This is a genomic window from Limnothrix sp. FACHB-1083, assembly GCF_014696485.1.
GTDB lineage: Bacteria > Cyanobacteriota > Cyanobacteriia > CACIAM-69d > CACIAM-69d > CACIAM-69d.
The window spans coordinates 258,975-278,375 of sequence record NZ_JACJQD010000006.1 but is presented as its reverse complement, the minus strand read 5'-3'; the positions used below and the strand labels follow the sequence as shown (position 1 = coordinate 278,375).

At 53.2% G+C, this 19,401-nt stretch carries 9 protein-coding genes; all 9 read left to right on the top strand.

The annotated features are described in order from the left end of the window. Window positions 1-87: 87 nt before the first annotated feature. The 9 genes from H6F46_RS10130 (at window position 88) to H6F46_RS10090 (ending at window position 18,805) form a co-directional block, all read left to right on the top strand. Window positions 88-1,812 (top strand): AarF/ABC1/UbiB kinase family protein, encoded by a 1,725-nt coding sequence (locus H6F46_RS10130; RefSeq protein ID WP_099532230.1) that lies wholly within the window; start codon window positions 88-90, stop codon window positions 1,810-1,812. 254 nt (window positions 1,813-2,066) lie between these two features. Then, window positions 2,067-3,005 carry a LamG domain-containing protein gene (locus H6F46_RS10125; RefSeq protein WP_190354659.1) on the top strand — a complete coding sequence of 313 codons (939 nt, stop codon included), beginning with the start codon at window positions 2,067-2,069 and terminating at the stop codon, window positions 3,003-3,005. A 166-nt stretch (window positions 3,006-3,171) separates the two neighbouring features. Beyond that, window positions 3,172-4,068, top strand: a complete 897-nt coding sequence (locus H6F46_RS10120; protein WP_099532232.1) for a patatin-like phospholipase family protein — start codon at window positions 3,172-3,174, stop codon at window positions 4,066-4,068. Between the two features lie 855 nt (window positions 4,069-4,923). Then, window positions 4,924-5,229, top strand: coding sequence for a hypothetical protein (locus H6F46_RS10115; RefSeq protein ID WP_099532233.1), 306 nt, complete (start codon window positions 4,924-4,926; stop codon window positions 5,227-5,229). Window positions 5,230-5,577: 348 nt separating this feature from the next. Next, window positions 5,578-6,876 carry a condensation domain-containing protein gene (locus H6F46_RS10110; RefSeq protein ID WP_190354658.1) on the top strand — a complete coding sequence of 433 codons (1,299 nt, stop codon included), beginning with the start codon at window positions 5,578-5,580 and terminating at the stop codon, window positions 6,874-6,876. A 271-nt stretch (window positions 6,877-7,147) separates the two neighbouring features. Beyond that, on the top strand, window positions 7,148-8,017 hold the full coding sequence (gene fabD, locus H6F46_RS10105) for an ACP S-malonyltransferase (RefSeq protein WP_190354657.1): 870 nt from the start codon (window positions 7,148-7,150) through the stop codon (window positions 8,015-8,017). A gap of 54 nt (window positions 8,018-8,071) precedes the next feature. Beyond that, the gene (locus H6F46_RS10100; protein WP_190354656.1) at window positions 8,072-9,061 is read left to right on the top strand and encodes an acyltransferase domain-containing protein; all 990 of its coding nucleotides are present in this window, start codon (window positions 8,072-8,074) and stop codon (window positions 9,059-9,061) included. Window positions 9,062-9,355: 294 nt separating this feature from the next. Further along, window positions 9,356-10,114, top strand: a complete 759-nt coding sequence (locus H6F46_RS10095) for a 4'-phosphopantetheinyl transferase superfamily protein (protein ID WP_190354655.1) — start codon at window positions 9,356-9,358, stop codon at window positions 10,112-10,114. Window positions 10,115-10,207: 93 nt separating this feature from the next. Beyond that, entirely contained in the window at window positions 10,208-18,805 is an 8,598-nt protein-coding gene (locus H6F46_RS10090) for an SDR family NAD(P)-dependent oxidoreductase (protein ID WP_190354654.1), read from the top strand. The last annotated feature ends 596 nt before the right edge of the window (window positions 18,806-19,401 follow it).

Genomic DNA, 19,401 nt, shown 5'->3' with positions numbered 1-19,401 from the left:
GGCTGCTGAGCTGAAGCTTAAGCTGAAGTTTTGGGGACAGATTTCGCAAGTGTCCGATCGTCCCGTGTAAGCATCAGCGCAAATTTAATGATTCAGCCCGATCTGATCCCGATCCCACTGGAATTGCCGCCAGAGCAAAGGCTGCTCCCGGTCAACAACTTAAGCTTCCTGAAGAACCGAATCGTTTTGGTGCTGTACGAGGTTTCTCGGCTGACCCTCAAGTACTCCCTCAAGAATGCGATGGGTGCAGCCAACCTCAAAACAGAGCTGGCTCGGGATATTCGGTTCTCCATCGAAAAGCTGGGGGGATTGCTGATTAAGGTGGGTCAGCTCCTGTCGCTTCGCTTGGATCTCTTCCCCGCCGAAATTTGCCAAGAACTCTCCAAGCTTCAGGATCGATCCTATGGGTTTTCCCTGGACTATGTTCGGCAAATTATCCAAGAGGAATTAGGCCTCCCTCTGGAAAGGATCTTCATTGAGTTTGAAGAGCGGCCCTTTGCGGCTGCGTCAATCTCGCAAGTCCACAGGGCCCGAATCCCATCCTTTCCTGGTGTGGTTGCTGTAAAGGTTCAGCGCCCAGATGTTGAAGAAAAGTTTGGTCAAGATCTACAACTCATCCGCTTCTTGCTCTCCCTGATCAAGAAGCTGAAGCTACAGAGCTATGTGGATTGGGACAACATCAGCCTAGAGCTTGATCAAATGATTCAGGAGGAAATTGATTATCGCTACGAAGCATCCAACCTGGAACGGATGACGGTGACGCTCAGGGAACACAACATCTATGTTCCCGCTGTGATTGGTGATTACAGCACCAAGAAAGTCCTGACCATGGAATATATTCCCGGCATCTTGATGTCAGATTATATCCGTGCCGCCAGTACTGATCCCGAATATCTGGAAAAGATTCTTCGACTCAATAATATTGACCCGAAGTTGGTGGGAAAGCGCCTCTTTGAAAGTTTCTTCCGTCAAATGCTGGAAGATAACTTGTTCCATGGGGACTTGCATCCTGGCAACGTCATGCTGTTGCGAGATAGCCACATTTGCCTCATTGATTTGGGGGCGATCGGCAGTCTCGATTCCCACTTCCTGCGCTACTACCGACGCAGTATGCAGGCTCTCGGAGAACGGGACTACGATCGAGCACTGGATTACAGTTTGATGTTGTGCGATTCCCTGCCCACAGGAGACATTGAAAACGTCAAAGCGCAACTGATCCAGTGCTATCGCCAGTGGGATGCCAAAATGAACATCCGCAGCCTCTCATACCATGAGAAGTCGATCAGCTCGATCGGGGTTCAAATTGGGTCGGTCATGCGCAGGAACCGCGTTTCCTCCAGTTGGCAACTGCTGCGAGTCTTCCGCACCTGGGGATTGATGGATGCATCCTTGAATTACCTAGTTCCCAACGCAGATTATATGAGTCTCGTTGGTGGATATTTTCGAGGGGCCGTTAAGCGCAGTCAGCTTCAGCTTAAGCAACTGGGCATCACGGAAATTGTGATGCAACTCACGGAGAAAGTTGCCGAATTTTCCGATCTGACAACGATCGAGCTTCGTGGCAAGGCAGTTCGCAAAAGAATAGTCGCTGAGCAAAAAACCTCGTCAAAGCTCGCTGACAAAGCCAGGAAATTACTCTGGCTTGGGATCATCGTTCTGGCTTGGATTTTTCTGCATCAACACCTCGAAACAGCCGTGAGCTGGTTACCACCGAATCAATACTCAGCTTGGGCTAAAAGTGTTCCCAATCTTGCTATTGAAGTTTGGGCTGGGATCCTAATTATCTGGATCTACTTACTCAAAATTCTCTAGCTTTGATGACATTTTTTCTGGAGGTTAATTGGGTTCATGTAGAATATTAAGAAAGCCGAATATGCCTGTTCGGTTATCAAGAAATATTCTAGAATTTGCGAGAGATGGTTGTTTTGTGAATTAAATTCAGACGAATGTTGATACTTCAGTATTAGATACTTCAGTGTTAAATACTCCAGTGTTAATAAACATGTCTGTTTTTGTTCAATAGTTTGGTTTGGAAATGACACCAATCATCCAAGGTTCTAATCACCATGACTTCAGTACTTCATTTTGATGGTCAGTCGAATTACATCCGAATTCCCCATCAAGAGTCCCTCTCCCCTGCTAATAACTTCACCTTCGAAGCTTGGGTGAACGTTGCGCAAATTGGTGGCTACCTACGCTTATTTTCTAAATTTCCAGGCTTTGGCTTTGGCCTCATCAACGAAGCGCTACTTTTTACGGAATATTGGATTGTTGACTATGCAGCCTCTGTTTCGATCGAAGCGGGATCTTGGTATCACGTTGCCATCGTCTTCAATGCTGACAACGATGTGTTTTTCTACCTCGATGGAGAGCTAGTTCAAACCATCCTGGGCGACACCCCCGCCTCCATCACCCAAGGCCCCCTCGAAATTGGCCGCAAAGCAGAGGGCCATGGCGAATATTTCCAAGGCGATTTGACCGAAGTTCGGTTCTGGGGCACTGCACGCACTCAAGAGCAAATTCAAGCCTACAAGTCCTATCGACTGCTCGGATCCGAAGAGAATCTGTTGGGCTATTGGCCTTTGAACGAAGGCAGCGGAGATGTCATCAACGACAAGAGCGCCGCTGCCAACCATGGAACCTTGCAAGGCTCCCCCATTTGGAAGAGCGCTGCACTGGAACTCCCAGAAATTCTCCCCAACATCCCGCTGCCCGCTGAAGTTCAGGAAGCCGAAGCCGCTGCCGCCGAAGCCGCTGCCGCCAGCGAGACCATCCCCAGCCCTGGTTCCTTCCCCATCATTGTTGAACTGGAATCCGATGAAGCAACCCCCGATCGTTGCTTCGAAGAGTTATTGACCAGGGGAGATGGCGCGATTTACGACGGAGTCACCCAAACCCTTTTTGCTATGCGGGAACAGGGGCAAATCACCCAAGCAACAACCCCCGTTTTTGTCATTGTTCGGCGCACTCCTGAATCTAAGAGCTTGCTGCCATTTGCTCTGTAGCATCCCCGAGCGCCAAGGCTAGTGGTTTAAGCAAAGGGCTGAACCGTTCAAGCGCCCTGAGTCTACGTTTCTATGCCGCTCATTGCCTCGCCTCAGAGCTTTTCGGAACGAGTTTCACAGGTCAACCCATTCCAGTCACGAGTTTTACCTACAAGGAGTTTGATTCATGAGCAGCGGTAACTACAAAAACCTGGCACTGCAAGCAGGGGGCGTGTTAGGAACAGCCTACGTAGGGGTTGTGCAATCCCTGAACGAGCGCGGCCTCCTCTCCAAATTTGAGCGCGTTGCTGGGTCTTCTGCGGGAGCCATCATGGGAACCTTAATTGCCCTGAGGTTTTCAGCAGCAGAGATCGAAGACATCATGATGAACCTGAACATGGGGGAGTTCACCGATCCCACCAGCCCGATTAACCTCGTCCAGAATTATGGTTATTATGCCGGGGATGTTTTCTATCAGTGGATTCAAGACATCATTGCGCGCAAACTAACGAAGAAGGCCACCTTTGAAGATCTCGTAGATGCTGGATTTGCAGATCTTTATGTCTTCGGCACAGATTTGACCGCTCGAGGATTGCGGGAGTTCTCCTACCGTGCGACTCCTGACACGCCAATTGCAGGCGCAGTGCGCGCTTCCATGTCCATTCCCTTCTTCTTCCAAGCTTGGCGATTCCCCGGCGGCATTCCCGACAATCACTACTATGTTGATGGTGGCTTGATCTTGCCCTATCCCCTGTGGACTTTTGATTACGCGCCCTTCACTAGTGAAGAGGGCTACAACGAAGAAACCTTGGGAGTGAGCTTAAGAACCGGCTTCAGCCCCTCTGGTCTAGAGAAAGGCTTTGACCTGAAGGAGTATTTCGAAAGCCTATTTGAGGCTACGTCCTCTATTCGGATCAGCGCCCGAAACAAGGCACGGACGATCAGCATTGACACCTTGAAGCTCTCGCCCACTGATTTCAACATGAGCCACGAGGACAAGCTGCGGCTGGTGAAGAGTGGTTATGAGGCGACGGCGGAGTTCTTTAAACTCAAGGACGAATTGGCAACGATTGCTGCTGCCTAAGCGAATCATGAATTCATGGGAGCAACATCATTTCCCTCTCTGAGTTGGCCATGGCACGGTGTTGACTAATTTGCACATCCATTCCCAACGCAGATAAGCATAATCAGTGCTAACAAGAGCGCTCTATGCTGAACCTTTTTTTAATTGGTCAGTTGGCTCTTCTCTGGCTTGCGAAAAAGAAATGACTGCTCCCGTGAAGTTTGGAATTACCTGCCCTTTTGTCCCAAAATACCTCTACGGGATGACGAGCATTGGCAGGAGCTAGAAAGGCCTAGCCACTCCGTTTATCCCTTAGGAATCGGATACATTGAACCCTACGCTCAAACAGGAGGGAGTGGTCTAATTCAGATTGGAAAAGAGTAGTTTTCCACTAGACCTTGAGACCAATATCGCGACCTCATTCACAATGTGGCAGCGTTAATATACTCGAATCAGTCTTTAACCTCGCCCTAATTTCTGCTTTTCGTTAATCAGAGATAAACTGAAGCAATAAGCTCAATTAACTAGTAGAAAATAATTCAGTTGGGCTAAACCGACTGATAATTGCAGACCAATTTCTTCGCTATGGTTTTCTCGACATCACTATCTTTTAATTACTTCAAATTATTCATTAATCAGTTGTTTTCGAGAAAAATTTTCGAGAAAAATAACTCTATTTAAAGTCATTGTTCAAATAATTTCTGCCTTGAAAAGGCAATCTTTTGATGGCTAAATTTGGTCTTTGATTTTTCAAAAAATGACCTTTTAAAAGATTTTTAGAAAATCATTTAATGCTTCAATTTGACTTGACATTTAATAAGAGAATACATTAATCTGAATGAGGATTGAGTTTGATTTTGAGGAATACCAAAAGCCATGCGAACCCCTATCCAGGTTGGATCAGAAATCAAGCGAATCATCACATTTGAGGCTAACTCAATTGGTGAAGCCATGCCGGTTGTGATTTACAAGAAGAAGGTTGTTGACCCTGCTGCTCAACCAGGCGCGATCGAGGCTGCTCCAGTTTCTGCCAAGGGAATTTTGGAAAAGATTGTCGATTCGCAAATCCAGGCTGCCAGTGAATTCAAGACTCTCAATGAGCAATCAGGGGAGAAGTGGCTCAAAGACCTGGCCAAGAATATCTCACTTGCCCTTGTTAAAGGCGGAGATGCACTTACTTAAACAGCGATCTTCGGGGTTGGATTAAGCAAGGGTGCTGGCTTGTTTGGCATCCTTGTTTGACCATAACTTCAACCTGTAGAAAACTCAAATTGACAAAAAACTTAGACATCACGCCAAACTACTTCGGCCTTTTGTCTTAAGAGAGAGTCTTTTTGAAAAATTTTCCTGAGAGGTTTTGATTGAAAACCTAGCTCAGGAACTAAGAGTATTTTTGTCAAAAATTTGTCGAAGTTTGTCAAAAAAAGATTGTTGACAAAATTGTTGATTAGTCAATTCAAAAAATTCCTAAGGCTAGCAATAGCTGTGATTGACTCTTGAAGCGGCGAAGGACAAAGTAAGGATAAAGCTATGTTTTCATCTCCAGAATTTCCTGCCTCGGCCCAAGACAAAATCCAATACATTAGCCTCGCAACCTGTAATGGCGTTGTTCAATGCGTTTTTACGCTAGATAGTTGCCTGAATGAAGATCTATTTTTCAAGAGCTTCGATTTGGTTTTAGATTCAGAGGTGATCCTGCAATGCCAGTGGGTGAACAACAGTGTATCGCCCTACTGGCTGCGATCTGAAGAAAAACATAAAGACCGATTCAAGCTGCTTGAAGTCGTCGATGTGCAACAAGCTGTTGAAGAGTTTAGATCTCGATCGATCGATCCAACAACCGATAGCTTGGTGCAACTGAGAATTTTCCGGCACCAAGGCGAAAACACACTTCAAGATACGTTTTGCCTCAAGATGTCCCACGTTGTTTCTGATGGCAGTGGACTGCGGTGTTTGCTTCAGTCCCTTGCTGAAACCTATGGGGTGCTGCAAAACGGTCAGGAACATACCCCGAGTTCTGTAACCGTTCGGCGTGATGGATGGCAAGTTCTTGACAAGGTTCCTGCCAAAAAGAGATGGCAATTGCTGAAAAAGGGCAAGAAGAACTTCTTGAAGCCAGGTCAATTAAAAGTGCCATTTAGCAATTGCACCCATGAAAATCAAATATACATAACCTACAAATTGGATCGGGGGCAGATTGAGAATCTAATTCAGTATGCGAAAGATCGTGGAGCAACCCTAAATCAAGTGATGTTGACAGGGTTTGCGCGTGCTCTGCGTCGGTTCACCAATGCAGGGCCCGATGCATCACTTCCGATTATCAACACCCTCGATCTTCGCCATTATCTCCGGCATGGAGATATGCCTAAAATTTGTAATCTCGCGGTTCCATTGATTTCTAACATTCATGTCAACCAAGCAGACTCCTTTGCAGACACCTTGTCTTTCATAAAATCTGACTTAATCAGCCAAAAAAGAGCCATGCCTGGCGTTTTGCCAGCAATCGCCATGGAAATTCTTTTTCTCATTCCTTTTGCATGGGTAGACTGGCTACTGAACCAAGCTTTTGACCAAGCTACTGAATCAGGAATTGGCACACCCCTATTTTCGGATGTTGGCAACACTGACATCCCCATCCCAGGACATCAAGTGGTTTATTCCTACGGCTTGGGTCCCGTTGCCTATGCCCCAGCTTTTATGATGACGGCTTCTACCTTTAGAAACACTGTCACGCTTGGTGTGGGCTTCTGCGAGTCTTCAATTAGCCGTGGCGATATGGGCAAAATCTTTGATCTGATGGTTGAGGAATTTGCAAGCTGCACTGCCTGATTACAACCTCCGATTTTAAAAACTTGGCTTGAAGAATCAGTGCTTTCGACGCTTGGTCTAGGTTTCAATCCTATGGATTGGACAAGACGAAAACTGCCAGGTTCTTTAATTTTCAATCTTAGGGCCCTGTTGTTAAAGACCTGTTTCTCGAAGCTGATGACTACGAGCTTGCTTTGAAATTCGCTTTGAAGTTTGTGCTGTCTAGTTGGCTTCGCTGAACTTCCTCCATGTTACCTAAATGTCCTGATTGACGCACTGAAGGAGCGGCATGATGAATTTAAATGTTGTTCTCTTTCCGGGTCAAGGATCCCAATTTTGTGGAATGGGGAGTGAACTATTTCCTCATTATCCGCAGCTTTTGCAGCAAGCAGATAATATTCTTGGCTTTTCTGTAAAAGAGCTGTGTTTGCACGATCCCAATGGTGATTTGAGCCGGACAGAATTCACTCAAATTGCTTTATTTGTGGTGAATGCTTTGGCTTGGCAGTCCCATATTGATTCAGGCGGGTTTTGGCCTAATGCGGCTTGCGGGCACTCTTTGGGCGAATATAATGCGTTGTTTGCGGCGGGAGTGTTTGATTTTGAAACGGGATTGAATTTAATTCGATACCGAGGGCAATTGATGGGCCGTCAGCAGGGTGGTGGAATGGCGGCAGTGATTGGTAGCAATGTGGAGAAAATTCGCAAAATCTTAGATGATTTTGCGTTTGATACGGTTGATATTGCGAACTATAATTCGCCTCGGCAAGTGGTCATTTCAGGGCCCAAGCGCGATATTGATGATTTAGCGGCTGTGTTTGAGGAAATTCCAGACACGAGATATGTGGTGTTGAATGTTAGCGGGGCGTTTCACTCGCGCTACATGCAAGAAGCAGCGCGAGAGTTTGGGGAATTTATTCGGACAATGAATTTTCGTGCTCCGCGATTTTCAGTGATTGCTAACACTTCAGCGCAGCCTTATACGCTGGAGAATGTGGTTGAGAATTTAACGCAGCAAATTGCGAGTCCGGTGCGCTGGACAGAAACGATCGCCCATTTGTGCGATCGGGGAAAATGCACGTTTCAAGAATTGGGAGTGGGCAACACGCTAACCCGACTGCTATATCAAATCTCTCCAGATTTGGTTCCCGAAAAGGTTTAAGGGAAATTTGAAAGCGCAAGTTGCAAGCTCAGTTGAAGACTAGGAGTTGAAGCCATGGCTGCGAAAGTTGTCTTCATGTTTCCTGGTCAAGGATCGCAGTATATGGAAATGGGGCAGGAGCTATATCGCTGCCATCCTGTTTTTCGGAACTGCATGAATGAATTTTCTGAGGTGGCGTTGCCGCTTTTAGGTATTCATTTGGCCACTGAGCTGTTTGCTGACTCGCAAACGGCACTGGCAGAAGATTCAAAACTACTTTTGTATACGCGATACAGTAATCCGCTGTTATTTACGTTTAACTATGCGGTGGCGGCCACGATCGAGTCGATGGGTATTATTCCTGACTTGGTTTTGGGATATAGCCTCGGAGAGTTGACAGCGGCGGCCTACAGCGGTGTGGTGGATCGCTTTCAACTGCTGGTTGCTTTAATTCGCGCATCCTTTGCCTTTGAATCCTACACACCGGTTGGGGGAATGCTAGCCATTTTGGATGGCTTAAGCCTCTGGCATCAACATCCTGATTGGTTTCAAGACACTGCTTTGGCCAGTATTAATTGCAGCCAAAGTTTTGTGGTCAGTGGCCGATCGAGCAGTCTCGATCGGCTAGAGCAAATCTTACAGAGTCAATCGGTGTTGTTTCAGCGCTTACCGGTGATCCAAGCGTTTCATTCCCCTTGGATTGATTCAGCCCAAGAGATTATTGCTCGAGAGTTCGATCGCTTACCTCAGTTCCAAACCGGTCGTTTTTGGCGTTATGGATGTGGCGATCGCGCCGATGACCAGCAACCAACTCAGGCGGTGCGTACTTTCTGGGAAGCATTTCGCAATCCCATTAACTTTGAAAAGGCGTTGCGAGGCTTGGAATCAATGGGAACCAATCTTTATCTAGATGTGGGATCAAATGGCACTTTGTCTGGATTTGTGCGAGTAATTTTGGATGTATCTTCCTCATCAAAAGGTATGGCAGTGATGGATCGTTTTGGACAGAATGTGCAATCGCTGGAGCGAGCCGTAAATTTAGCAAAAAAATGGCGTTCAGAGTAATCGCTTAATTGGGTTTTAGGTAGGCGCTGAAATTCAGAATTCTAAATTCAACATCCAATTCAGCTCTTTGATTCAGTGGTTCAGTGAAATTCTCAAATTGATTGTTTAAGTTAAGCTCCTACGCTGAATTACTAAATTAGGTTTCTAGTTTTAGGTCAAGTTAATGAACAAATGGAACCTAAAAATTAGATTAGATCATCGAAATAATTTAATGAAAATTCTGAATAAGTAAAATGCTGAATCAAAGCCAGATTAAAGCCAAGTCAAAGCCAAATTAAAACAGGGGCTGGCATCATGCGATCGATTACTTGCCGATTTGAATGTGTGAACATTGCTAACTACGTTGACGTTGCACCCTATCGATCGCAACTGCTCTCACCTGCGGAGTTGGACTATTTTGAAAAGTTGCCCGTTTTGAGGCGGCGGATGTCGTACTTGATGGGGCGAATGGCGGCCAAAGGGGCTTTGGTTCAGTTAATTGGCGATTGTGACTATCGATCGATCTCCATTGAACCGGGTAGCTTTGGGCAGCCAGTGGTGCGGTATGGAGGGCAGGAGCCGTTTGAGGTGAGCATCGCCCATGATTCGGGTCAGGCAGTTGCAGTTGCTTTTGAGGCGGGCTACCCCGTGGGTATTGATGTGGAAACCTTTAATCCCACGCTTTATCAAACCTTGATTGATGCGGTTCCAGATTCCGAAAAAAGCTGGTGTGACGGAACCTTTGATTACTATTTTCAATATTCTCAATACCCTCAGCGGCTATTGGCTCTTTGGACATTAAAAGAAGCCCTGTCAAAAGTGTTGCGCTGCGGCATGACTGTGCCGATGGAGCTGTTGTCGATCGCGGATTTGCAATGCGTTTTTCCAAATTACTATCGAGCCAGCTTTCGGCACTTTTCTCAATATCAAGCGCGTCTTTGGATTGCCGATCAAACTGTGCTTTCAGTGGTCTTCCCGCGACAAACGGAAATCAACTTTGATCCTTTTCAAAAATCATGGTTTAGCCAAAATGCTCTCCATCCAATGGTTGACTCATTCGACTTGGCGGGATGAGTTGAAAGCCTCATCCTAATCGCTCTAGTCGCTTCCATCGCCTCAGTAATGACTGCCCCACGAAAAATTAAAGCCGGTTTGAGATACCCCACCATGACTCAAGATATCGCTGTAATTGGTTTGGCTGGTCGCTTTCCTGGGGCGGCGGATATTGATGAATTTTGGGGCAATTTGGCGGCGGGCGTGAACGCGATCGGGGAAATTCCTCCCGATCGCTGGGATCACCAAGCCTACCGCGAACAAACGGGGAATAAATGGGGCGGTTTCCTAAAGGATTGGCGATCGTTTGATGCGGGATTTTTTGCCATTTCTCCCCGAGAAGCCAAGTATATGGATCCTCAGCAGCGGTTGCTATTGGAAGTGGCTTGGCATTGCGTGGAAGAAGCTGGCCTGTCCTTAGCCTCGCTCCGTCAGCAGCCAACGGGGGTCTACTTGGGCGCAATGACCATGGACTATTGGCAAGTCACGACGGATCCCCAGGTGGAAATTGATGGATTTTCGGGGTTAGGCAGCTACAGTTGCATTCTGTCGAATCGGTTGTCCCATGTGTTGGGTCTCAGCGGCCCGAGCTTGACCCTGGACACGGCCTGCTCTTCGTCTTTGGTGGCCATCCATTTGGCTCGACAGGCGTTGCTATCGGGCGAGTGTGAATTAGCCTTTGCGGGTGGCGTAACCCTCAACCATCGCCCTTGGAAGCATCTGTCATTTTCCCGAGCAAGGATGCTGAGTCCAACGGGTCAATGCCGCACGTTTGATGCTCAGGCCGATGGCTATGTGCCCGGCGAGGGCTGTGGGGTGCTGTTGCTCCAGCCCCTGGAACGGGCGATCGCCCAGAATCGGCGGATTTTTGGGGTGATTCGGGGCAGCGCGGTGAACCATTCGGCGGTGGGCGAGTCCATCACAGCCCCCAGCGTGGGACGACAGGCCCAACTGTTGAAGGCGGCCTACGCCGATGCCCAAGTGGATCCGGCCACGGTGACCTATGTGGAGGCCCATGGCACGGGGACTTCCCTGGGCGACCCGATCGAGATGGAGGCCCTTTCCCAGGCTTTCCGCACCACGGCCCAGGCGATCGGCTATTGCCAGGTGGGTTCCGTGAAAACCAACATCGGCCACTTGGAAGCGGCGGCGGGAATTGCCGGGGTGATCAAGGTCTTGATGATGTTGCAGCATCGTCAGATTCCCGCCAGCTTGAACTTAACGACTCCCAACCCGCTCATTGACTTCACCACTTCTCCCTTTGTGCCAGCGGTGGCCCTTGGTTCCTGGGAACCGGCGGCGGCGGATTTGCCGTTGCGAGCGGGGGTGAGTTCCTTTGGCTTTGGGGGCAGCAATGCCCATTTGGTGTTGGAAGAGCCGCCCCGGTTGCCTGCTGTGGCTGAGGAAGCCGGATCGCCGTTGGCGTTGGCGACAGGGAACGCGATCGCGGGTCAAGGGGCCTCGGAGACGGGCGATCGGGCAACTGCCGTGATTCCCTTCCTGTTGTCTGCCAAATCAGCACGTAGCTTGGCCGCCTTGGTTGCCCAGTGGGGCCAGGAAGGGGCGCAACGGGTGGCTGCAGCCGACTTGGGGACGATCGCGGCGAACCTGGCCCTGGGGCGCGAAAGCTTTCCTTGGCGATTTGGTTGTTTGGCCAGCAGTTGGGCCGATGTGCAGCGGGCGTTGGCGCAATTTGAGCTGCCGTCTCAGCCCGTGGCGGCAACGGTGGAAACGCCTTCGGAGGCGCGATCGACATTGGGCCGGTTGGTGCAGGATGCCGAAGCGCTCAAGACCCTTTGGGCATCGGTGGCGTTGCCGGAGGCAGATTGGGAATCGGTTTTGCAGGTGGCCTGCACCCTGTGGCGACGGCAAATGACCTTTACGCGCTTTGTGGAAACCTGGCGGCAACCGTTGGAGCAGGTGGGCATTGACCTTGATTCAGTGTTGCAAGCTCCATTGCAGTCCCCATTGCGATCGAACGCACCTCGCCCAGAGCATCGAATTTTGATGTTTGTGGCCATTCGCAGCAGCCTGGCTCGCTTGTGCCAAAAGTGGGACTTGACCGATCGCTATCCCACGGGTTCGGCGGCCTTGGCGGAACTGGTGCGGGCCTTCACCATGGGCGTGCTGGATCCGGGCATGGATTGGCCGGTTCTGCTGTCGGGATTGCTGCCCGATCGCCCGCGCTCGCTGGCCGAACTGCCCGAGGTGCTGGCTTCCGAGGATGTGGGAAATTCGGTGCAGTCGGCCTTGGCGGCCTGGCTGGCGGGCAGTCCGGTGGATTGGTCAGCCCATTTCCCGGCCACCTATCCCAAATTGTCCTTGCCGCGCTATCCCTTCGATCGCCAGTTGTATTGGCTCTTTTCCAAGGCATCCGAGGGCGATCGGCTGGCTCCGTTGCCCGCTGTCCCGGTGGCCCGGGAGGTGCTGCCCCCCTCCGGGGCCCTGCCGGAGCGCTGGGAACAGGTGTTTCCCGAAACCGATTTGGTGCTCCGATCGCACTTTTTAAATGGGCGCTGGATTGTGCCCGCCGCCAGCTTCATTGGCTTGGCCTGGGATGCGGTGACCCAATCGCTGGGTCGATCGCCCGGATTGCTGACAGAGATTACCTTGCACCAGGCCGTGGCCTTGGGGGTGGGGGATGCGGAGGCCGTGACCCTGGGGGCCCAGGTGGAGTTGCCAAATCGGGTTCAGGTTTGGCAGCGCGATCGACTGATTTTGAGTGCCACCTTTGCGGAGTCATCCTCAGGGCCGCCCCTCGATCCAGTGGCCGGGCGAGCATCAGGTGATCGCCCGGTTGGCCATGATCGGGTGGGCGAGATTCCGGGAACGGCCATTTATGCCGCCTTGCGATCGCGCGGCTATCAGTACGGCAGGGCCTTGCAGGTGATCCATCAGGCCCAAATCACCGACGAAGCAGCCCTCTTCCAATTGCAAGCCCCCAATCGTACCGCCTTTTTGGATGGGATTTTGCAAGCGGCCGTGTATTTACACCGGCAATGGTCTGCGGAACGGAGCGGCGATGCTCGAGATTTTGGAGATTTCGTTGTGCCGGGGCAAGTGGCGGGCTGTTGGTGGGGATCCCAGTTGCAAGCCCAGTGGGAATCGTCATCCGCTGCCGCAATTGCCCCCACAGCATCGCCCGATCGATCCGACGATCTGGCGGCTGGTGAGCCTGCATCCTGGGTCACTGTCCGGTTTGAGCGCCAACAATGCCGAGTCCAGGCTACCGAAAGCCAGTTTTCAGCGATCGCGATCGGGACGGATGGCCGCCCCCTGGCCGTGATTCGGGAGTTAACCCTGGCGGCGGCTCCCTTGCTTGCGCCGGAGGTGTCCTACTTTGAAACCGACTGGACTGTTTTGCCCGCCGCCACTGCATCCCCAACTCAGGCCACCGCCGCGCCGACGATCATTTTTGCCCAGGGGGCTGCTTGGGGTTTGGCCTTGCGCCAGCGGCTGCGATCGCAGGGGATTGAGGCTCAGTTGTGCCTAGCCGGTTCAACCTTTGAGGTTTTGGGCGATCGGGTTTGCCAGTGGGATTGGACTGACCCAGACCAAGTGCGCCAGGGTCTGACGCATCTGTTGGCTCCCGAGCAATTCCGGGCGATCGCAGGGGCCGACGCGATCGACTCGCCCCTTTCCCCAGCCCTGGTCTATTGGGTCACGGCTCCCCCGGCAGCGGGGTCAGGTCATGGGCCCCAGGGCGATCGGGATTGGGTCACCCAAGCCGAGGCCGATTTGAACCAGGGCGTGCGCGGTTGTTTTCTGTTCCTGCAACAGTGGGCGAAAGTGCGCCCCGCCGATCCGCTCCAGCTTTTGGCCGTGACCTTTGATGCCCAAGCCGTGACCCCGAGCGATCGGGTTTTGGGGTTTGCCACGGCGGGGATTGATGCCCTGGGGCGCACGGTGGCCCTGGAGTTGCCCCAAATCCGCCTGAAATCCCTGGACTTGGAGTTGGGACTAACCGTTGGAGAAGCCAGCGCCACGATCGCGGCGGAAGCGGCAACCCCTTGGGAGCACGATCGCGTGGCCTATCGTGGGGGCGATCGCTATGGGGCCGAGTTGCGGGAAGTGGCCCCCGGATCTGCGCCTCCCTTGCCGGTTTCCGTCCTGGAACCGGGATCTTGCATTTTAATTACGGGTGGGAGCGGGGCCTTGGCCGCAGAAGTGGCCGAGGCGATCGCGCTGCAAACGGCCGTTCACTTTCTGTTGGTGGGTCGATCGCCCCGCCGGGCCCAAACCGACCAACTGATCGCCCTGCTGGAATCCTTGGGATCCACGGCGGATTATCTACAAGCAGACCTTTGCCAAGAAGCCGACCTCGATCGCCTCACAGGGCTTCTGAAAACCACCCACCGCACCATTCACGGCGTGATTCATACGGCCGGGCAGTTAGACGATCGGCTGTTCCATGCCCAAACCCTCGCCTCCCTCGATCGGCTGATTGCTCCCAAATTTCTTGGGGCCTTGCGTTTGGAACAACGGTTGCAGGATCAACCCGTGGCCTTTTGGTTGGGATTTTCCTCAATCACCGTGGCGGCCGGCAACCCTGGGCAGGCGAACTACGTGGTGGCGAATCGACTGCTGGAAGCCTTTTGTGCTTACCGCAATCGCCATTGGCCCGGACGCGCTGGGGCGATTCAGTGGGGTCTGTGGCGATCGCGCGGCATGGGAGCCACCGACATGCTGGCCGAGCGGTTCCAGCGATCGGGCATGGAACCCTTTAGCGCGGCGGCCGGTCGGTTTGCCTTCCTTGATCTGTTGACCAGCGATCGCCCTCAGCCCGTTCTGGTCACCGGTAAAGGTACGGATGCAACCATCTTTGAGCGCTTCTCCCGATCGCGCCCCGCCCCGAATGTACCCCCAGCATTGCCTGCCCCCTTGACCCCGGCGGCGATCGCCCCAGCCGCCCCGCCGTCCCTGCCCACCCCCTCGATCGCCACCATCGAGCAAGAATTGGCCGCTCTGGTTGCCCGCACCCTGAACACCGATCCCCAATCCGTACCCCGTCAGGAAGGGTTTTTCAGCCTGGGTCTGGAGTCATTGATGATTGAGGAAATTGTGGCAACCCTCGAAAAGCAATATTCCGGCCTGCGACCCACCGTCCTGTTTGACTATCCAAACATCAAAGTGCTAGCCAACCACTTGGCCCAGCTAACCGCGCCTGCTGGAGCGACCACTGCGCCGGCCACGCCATCTCCGGCGGCTCCAGTTCCTAGCTCGATCGCGCCAGCCCCAACCCAGGTCACCCGATCGCCCAATTCTGCATCCTCCCTGGAGCCGCAAGCTTTGGCCCCCAAAGCTCCTGAAGTGAAGGCTCCTGAGGTAAAGGCTCCTGAAGTGAAGGCTCCCAACACCGGAGCCGCCAATCCTCAGGCCCCCATCCCCCAAACCCAGCCCCTAGAGTTGCCCGATCGGCAGCGGCCCCCCGGTGGCTATGACATCGCGATTATTGGCCTGGATGGTTGCTATCCCCAGTCTCCTGACCTGGAAACCTTTTGGCAAAACCTGTATCAAGGGCGATCGTGCATCACGGAAGTGCCCGCCAACCGTTGGGATTACCAGCAGTACTTTGCGGAAACCAAACAACCCAATCGCACCTATGGCAAGTGGGGTGGTTTTATCCCGGGGGTTGAAGAATTTGACCCGCTGTTTTTTAACATTGCGCCCAAGGAAGCCAAGCAAATTGACCCCCAAGCGCGGCTGTTTCTCCAGTCGGTTTGGCACACGATGGAAAACGCGGGCTATGGCAGCCGTCAATCGCGACAGGGGGAACGGGTTGGCCTCTTTGTTGGGGCCATGTGGCACGACTATTCCCACGTGGCGCGGGATTTAAGTTGGAGTGCCGATCAGCCCAGTGGTGCCGGGGCCTTGTTTTGGATCATTGCCAATCGGGTTTCCCATTTCCTGGATTTGACCGGGCCCAGTTTGGCGATCGATACCGCTTGTTCTTCGTCCCTGACGGCGATTCACCTGGCTTGCCAAAGCCTGCTGGCCGGTGACTGCACCATGGCGGTGGCCGGGGGCGTGAGCCTTACCTTGCACCCATTCCGCTATCTCTACCTCAGTCAATGGGGCTTTTTATCTCGCGATGGCCGTTGCCGCAGTTTTGGTGAAGGGGGCGATGGCTATGTGCCGGGTGAGGGCGTGGGGGCTGTGTTGCTCAAGCCCTTGGCCCGGGCCCGGGCGGATGGTGACTTCATTTGGGGCGTAATCCGGGGCAGTGGCATTAACCACGGAGGCCGGGTGAATGGCTTTACGGTTCCCAGCGGGCCAGCCCAAACGGAGTCGATCGAGCGATCGCTGGCGGCGGCAGGGATCCAGTTTGGGGACTTGCAGTATGTGGAATGTCACGGCACGGGCACGGCCCTGGGCGATCCGATCGAAGTGGGCGGGCTGGCCACTGTGGCCCAACGGCAGGGATATCAGGGCGATCGAATTCCCTTGGGTTCCGTCAAGTCCAACATTGGGCATTTGGAAGCCGCGTCGGGCATCGCTGGCCTGACCAAGGTTTTGCTGGCCATGCGCCATGACACGATTCCCGGCACACTGCACTGCAACCCGCCGAATCCCAATATTGCCTTTTCGGAACTGCCTTTTCAGGTTCTAGCCCAAGCGCAACCTTGGCCTAAGGGCGATCGCCCCCGGTTGGCCTGTGTGAACAACTTTGGAGCCGGTGGATCCAATGCCCATTTAATTTTGGAAGATTGGCCAACCCAGCAGCCAAAACCCAGCAGCGCCGGCCCTTGGTTAATTGTCCTGAGTGCCCGCACGGCCAATCAACTCACGCAACAGGCCAGCCAATTGCATCGCCATCTGCGAACCGAGCGGCCGAGTCTCGATGATCTGGCTTGGACGCTGCAAGGGGGGCGCGAACCCCTCGCGGAACGCCTGGCTCTGGTGACCGATCGGCTAGACACCCTGTTGGAGCAGCTTGCAACGTTTCGCCAAGGCCAGCTCCCCACTGGCGGATGGCGAGGCCAGGTACTGGCGGGGGCTGACCCGATGCCCGCGCCCGCCCTACCCGAATCTGGGATGCCCACGGCTGCCACGCTGGCATTGCTCGCCCAGGCCTGGACTCAGGGGGCCGAAATTGACTGGAAACGGTTGCGATCGCCCGGGAGTCAACGGATTCCCCTGCCGGGTTACCCCTTTGCGAAGGATGCCTATTGGCTCACCAGCGCCGCGCCGCCGCCGTTCCCCCCGCAAGGGTCATCCCCAGTTCAGGCTCAAACTCAAGCTCCAGCTCAGGCCCAAACTGCGTCCCCAACCAGCTCGCCGCCCACACCCCCATCGGCAGCGCCTTTGCCGACCGGGCGATCGACCGTTTCCGGTGAGGGCGAGGCGATCGCAATCGTTGGTATGGGCTGCCACTTGCCCAACGCCCAAAACCCCGCCGAATTTTGGGCCAACCTGCTAGCGGGCCGCAGCAGCATTGAGGAATTGCCGCCCGATTTTTGGCATCGGCCTGCATCGCCGGGAATGTCACCGTTTTCTGACTTGCAAGGCGCGATCGATCCCAACGTCCCCAGCACCCCCCCGAGTTGGGCCGGTCGAATTACCCCCCGTTCCTCTTCTCAGTTTTCGGATCTCTGGCCCGATGGTATGACCCAGACCTTGGATCCGGGCAGCGTGGAACTGCTCAGTATTTTTGCGGAGACGCTCCAGGATGCTGGCTATGGCGTGGGAGATTGGCGGGGCGAGTCCGTGGGCTTATTTGTGAGCACAGGGGTCACATTTGCCCCCGGATTGGCCGCCCAATTGTTTGGTTGGCGCGGCCCCAGTTTGGTATTGAATGCTACGGATTCCGCCTCCCTCGGCGCTTTGCATCTCGCCTGTCAAAGCCTGCGCAGTGGAGAATGCCGCGCTGCTCTGGTGGCCGGTTTGCATTTGCTGGAGGCGGGCCAGCTCCCTGCCAGTTGGGCGGCGGCCAAGCTCCTGTCCCCCGATGGCCAGCACCGGGCCTTTGATGCAGCGGCCAAGGGTGCAGTACTCGGAGAAGGATGTGGGGCCCTGTTGCTCCGGCCCCTGAGCCAGGCGATCGCGCAGGGCGATCGAATCTATGCCGTCATTGAAAGTTCCGCGATCGCCCAAGATAGCTCTCCCTTTGGGCTACCCCTGCCCACCGTCACCGGCCAGCAACGAGTGATTGAACAGGCCTGGGCCCGATCAGGGCTGGATCCGGCCGCCTTGGGCTACCTCGAAGCGCACGGCTTGGCCACCCCCCTGAGCGACCCTGTGGAACTGAAGGCCCTTTCCCAGGCCATTCGCCAACACACCACTGCCAGGCAGTTCTGTGCGATCGGCTGCGTGAAAAGCAACATTGGCCATCTGTTCAGTGCGGCGGGCATTGCCAGCCTGATCAAAACCGCCCTGATTTTGCATCACGGCCAAATTCCACCCACCTTGCACTGTGACCACCCCCACCCGCGCCTGAACCTGGAACAATCGCCGTTCTTTTTGGCGCGTCAGGCCCAGCCCTGGCCATCCCAGCACCCCATCCGCCGAGCCGCCGTCAGCTCCTTTGGCCTGGATGGCAGCAATAGCCATGCGATCCTGCGGGACTTTTCTCCCATGGCCGCCGTGGCTCCCGAATTGCAGATTCCCCAGGAACCCCAGTCCCGATCGGCCCCAGTGGCCGCCGGGCGATCGATCGCCTCGTCCTATCCCGCCCTGCTGAGTTTTCGGGAGTTGACGTTCAGCAAGATTTGAGCGATCGGGACAGCAGCTAGCGGCCTTGGTTCGATCATGGGGCGATGTTTAACCGCAAATCGCTAGGCAGTCAGAATTCGCCAGCAACGGGCCCGCATCTCCAGCAATGCCGATCTGATCGGGCCCGACAGGCCACAGTTATGCGAGTTGGGGCTTGGAGGATGGCTATTCAGACCCTCCAACCGTCTCAATTCAAACAGGATCACAAATAGCCCTCTAATTTTTCCTCCTTTAAAAGTCCTTGGCGATCGCAAAATTAGGCCCAAAGAAATCCGGTGAGCCTCCCTTGAACCTCCTTGCAATCTTGGAGTCATCCAGATTCTGAAGGAGATTGTATTGAAATTAACAAATCAAGGAACCCCAATGCCCAACGAAAATATTTGAGACTCATCCTGTGTAACTTTCAATACTTGCTATTTCATGAGAGTTGCTCTTGAAAAATTCAAGTTAAGAACCGTAAACAAAACTAAGTTTTAGAGATGCCGGAATCCTGTAAAGCGAGCAATGCTTAGGTTTTGTCCTTTACTTCCGCATGATCAGCCAAGGAGTATCATCTCCATAAACCGATCCATAAACATAATTTTATTATTGGATAT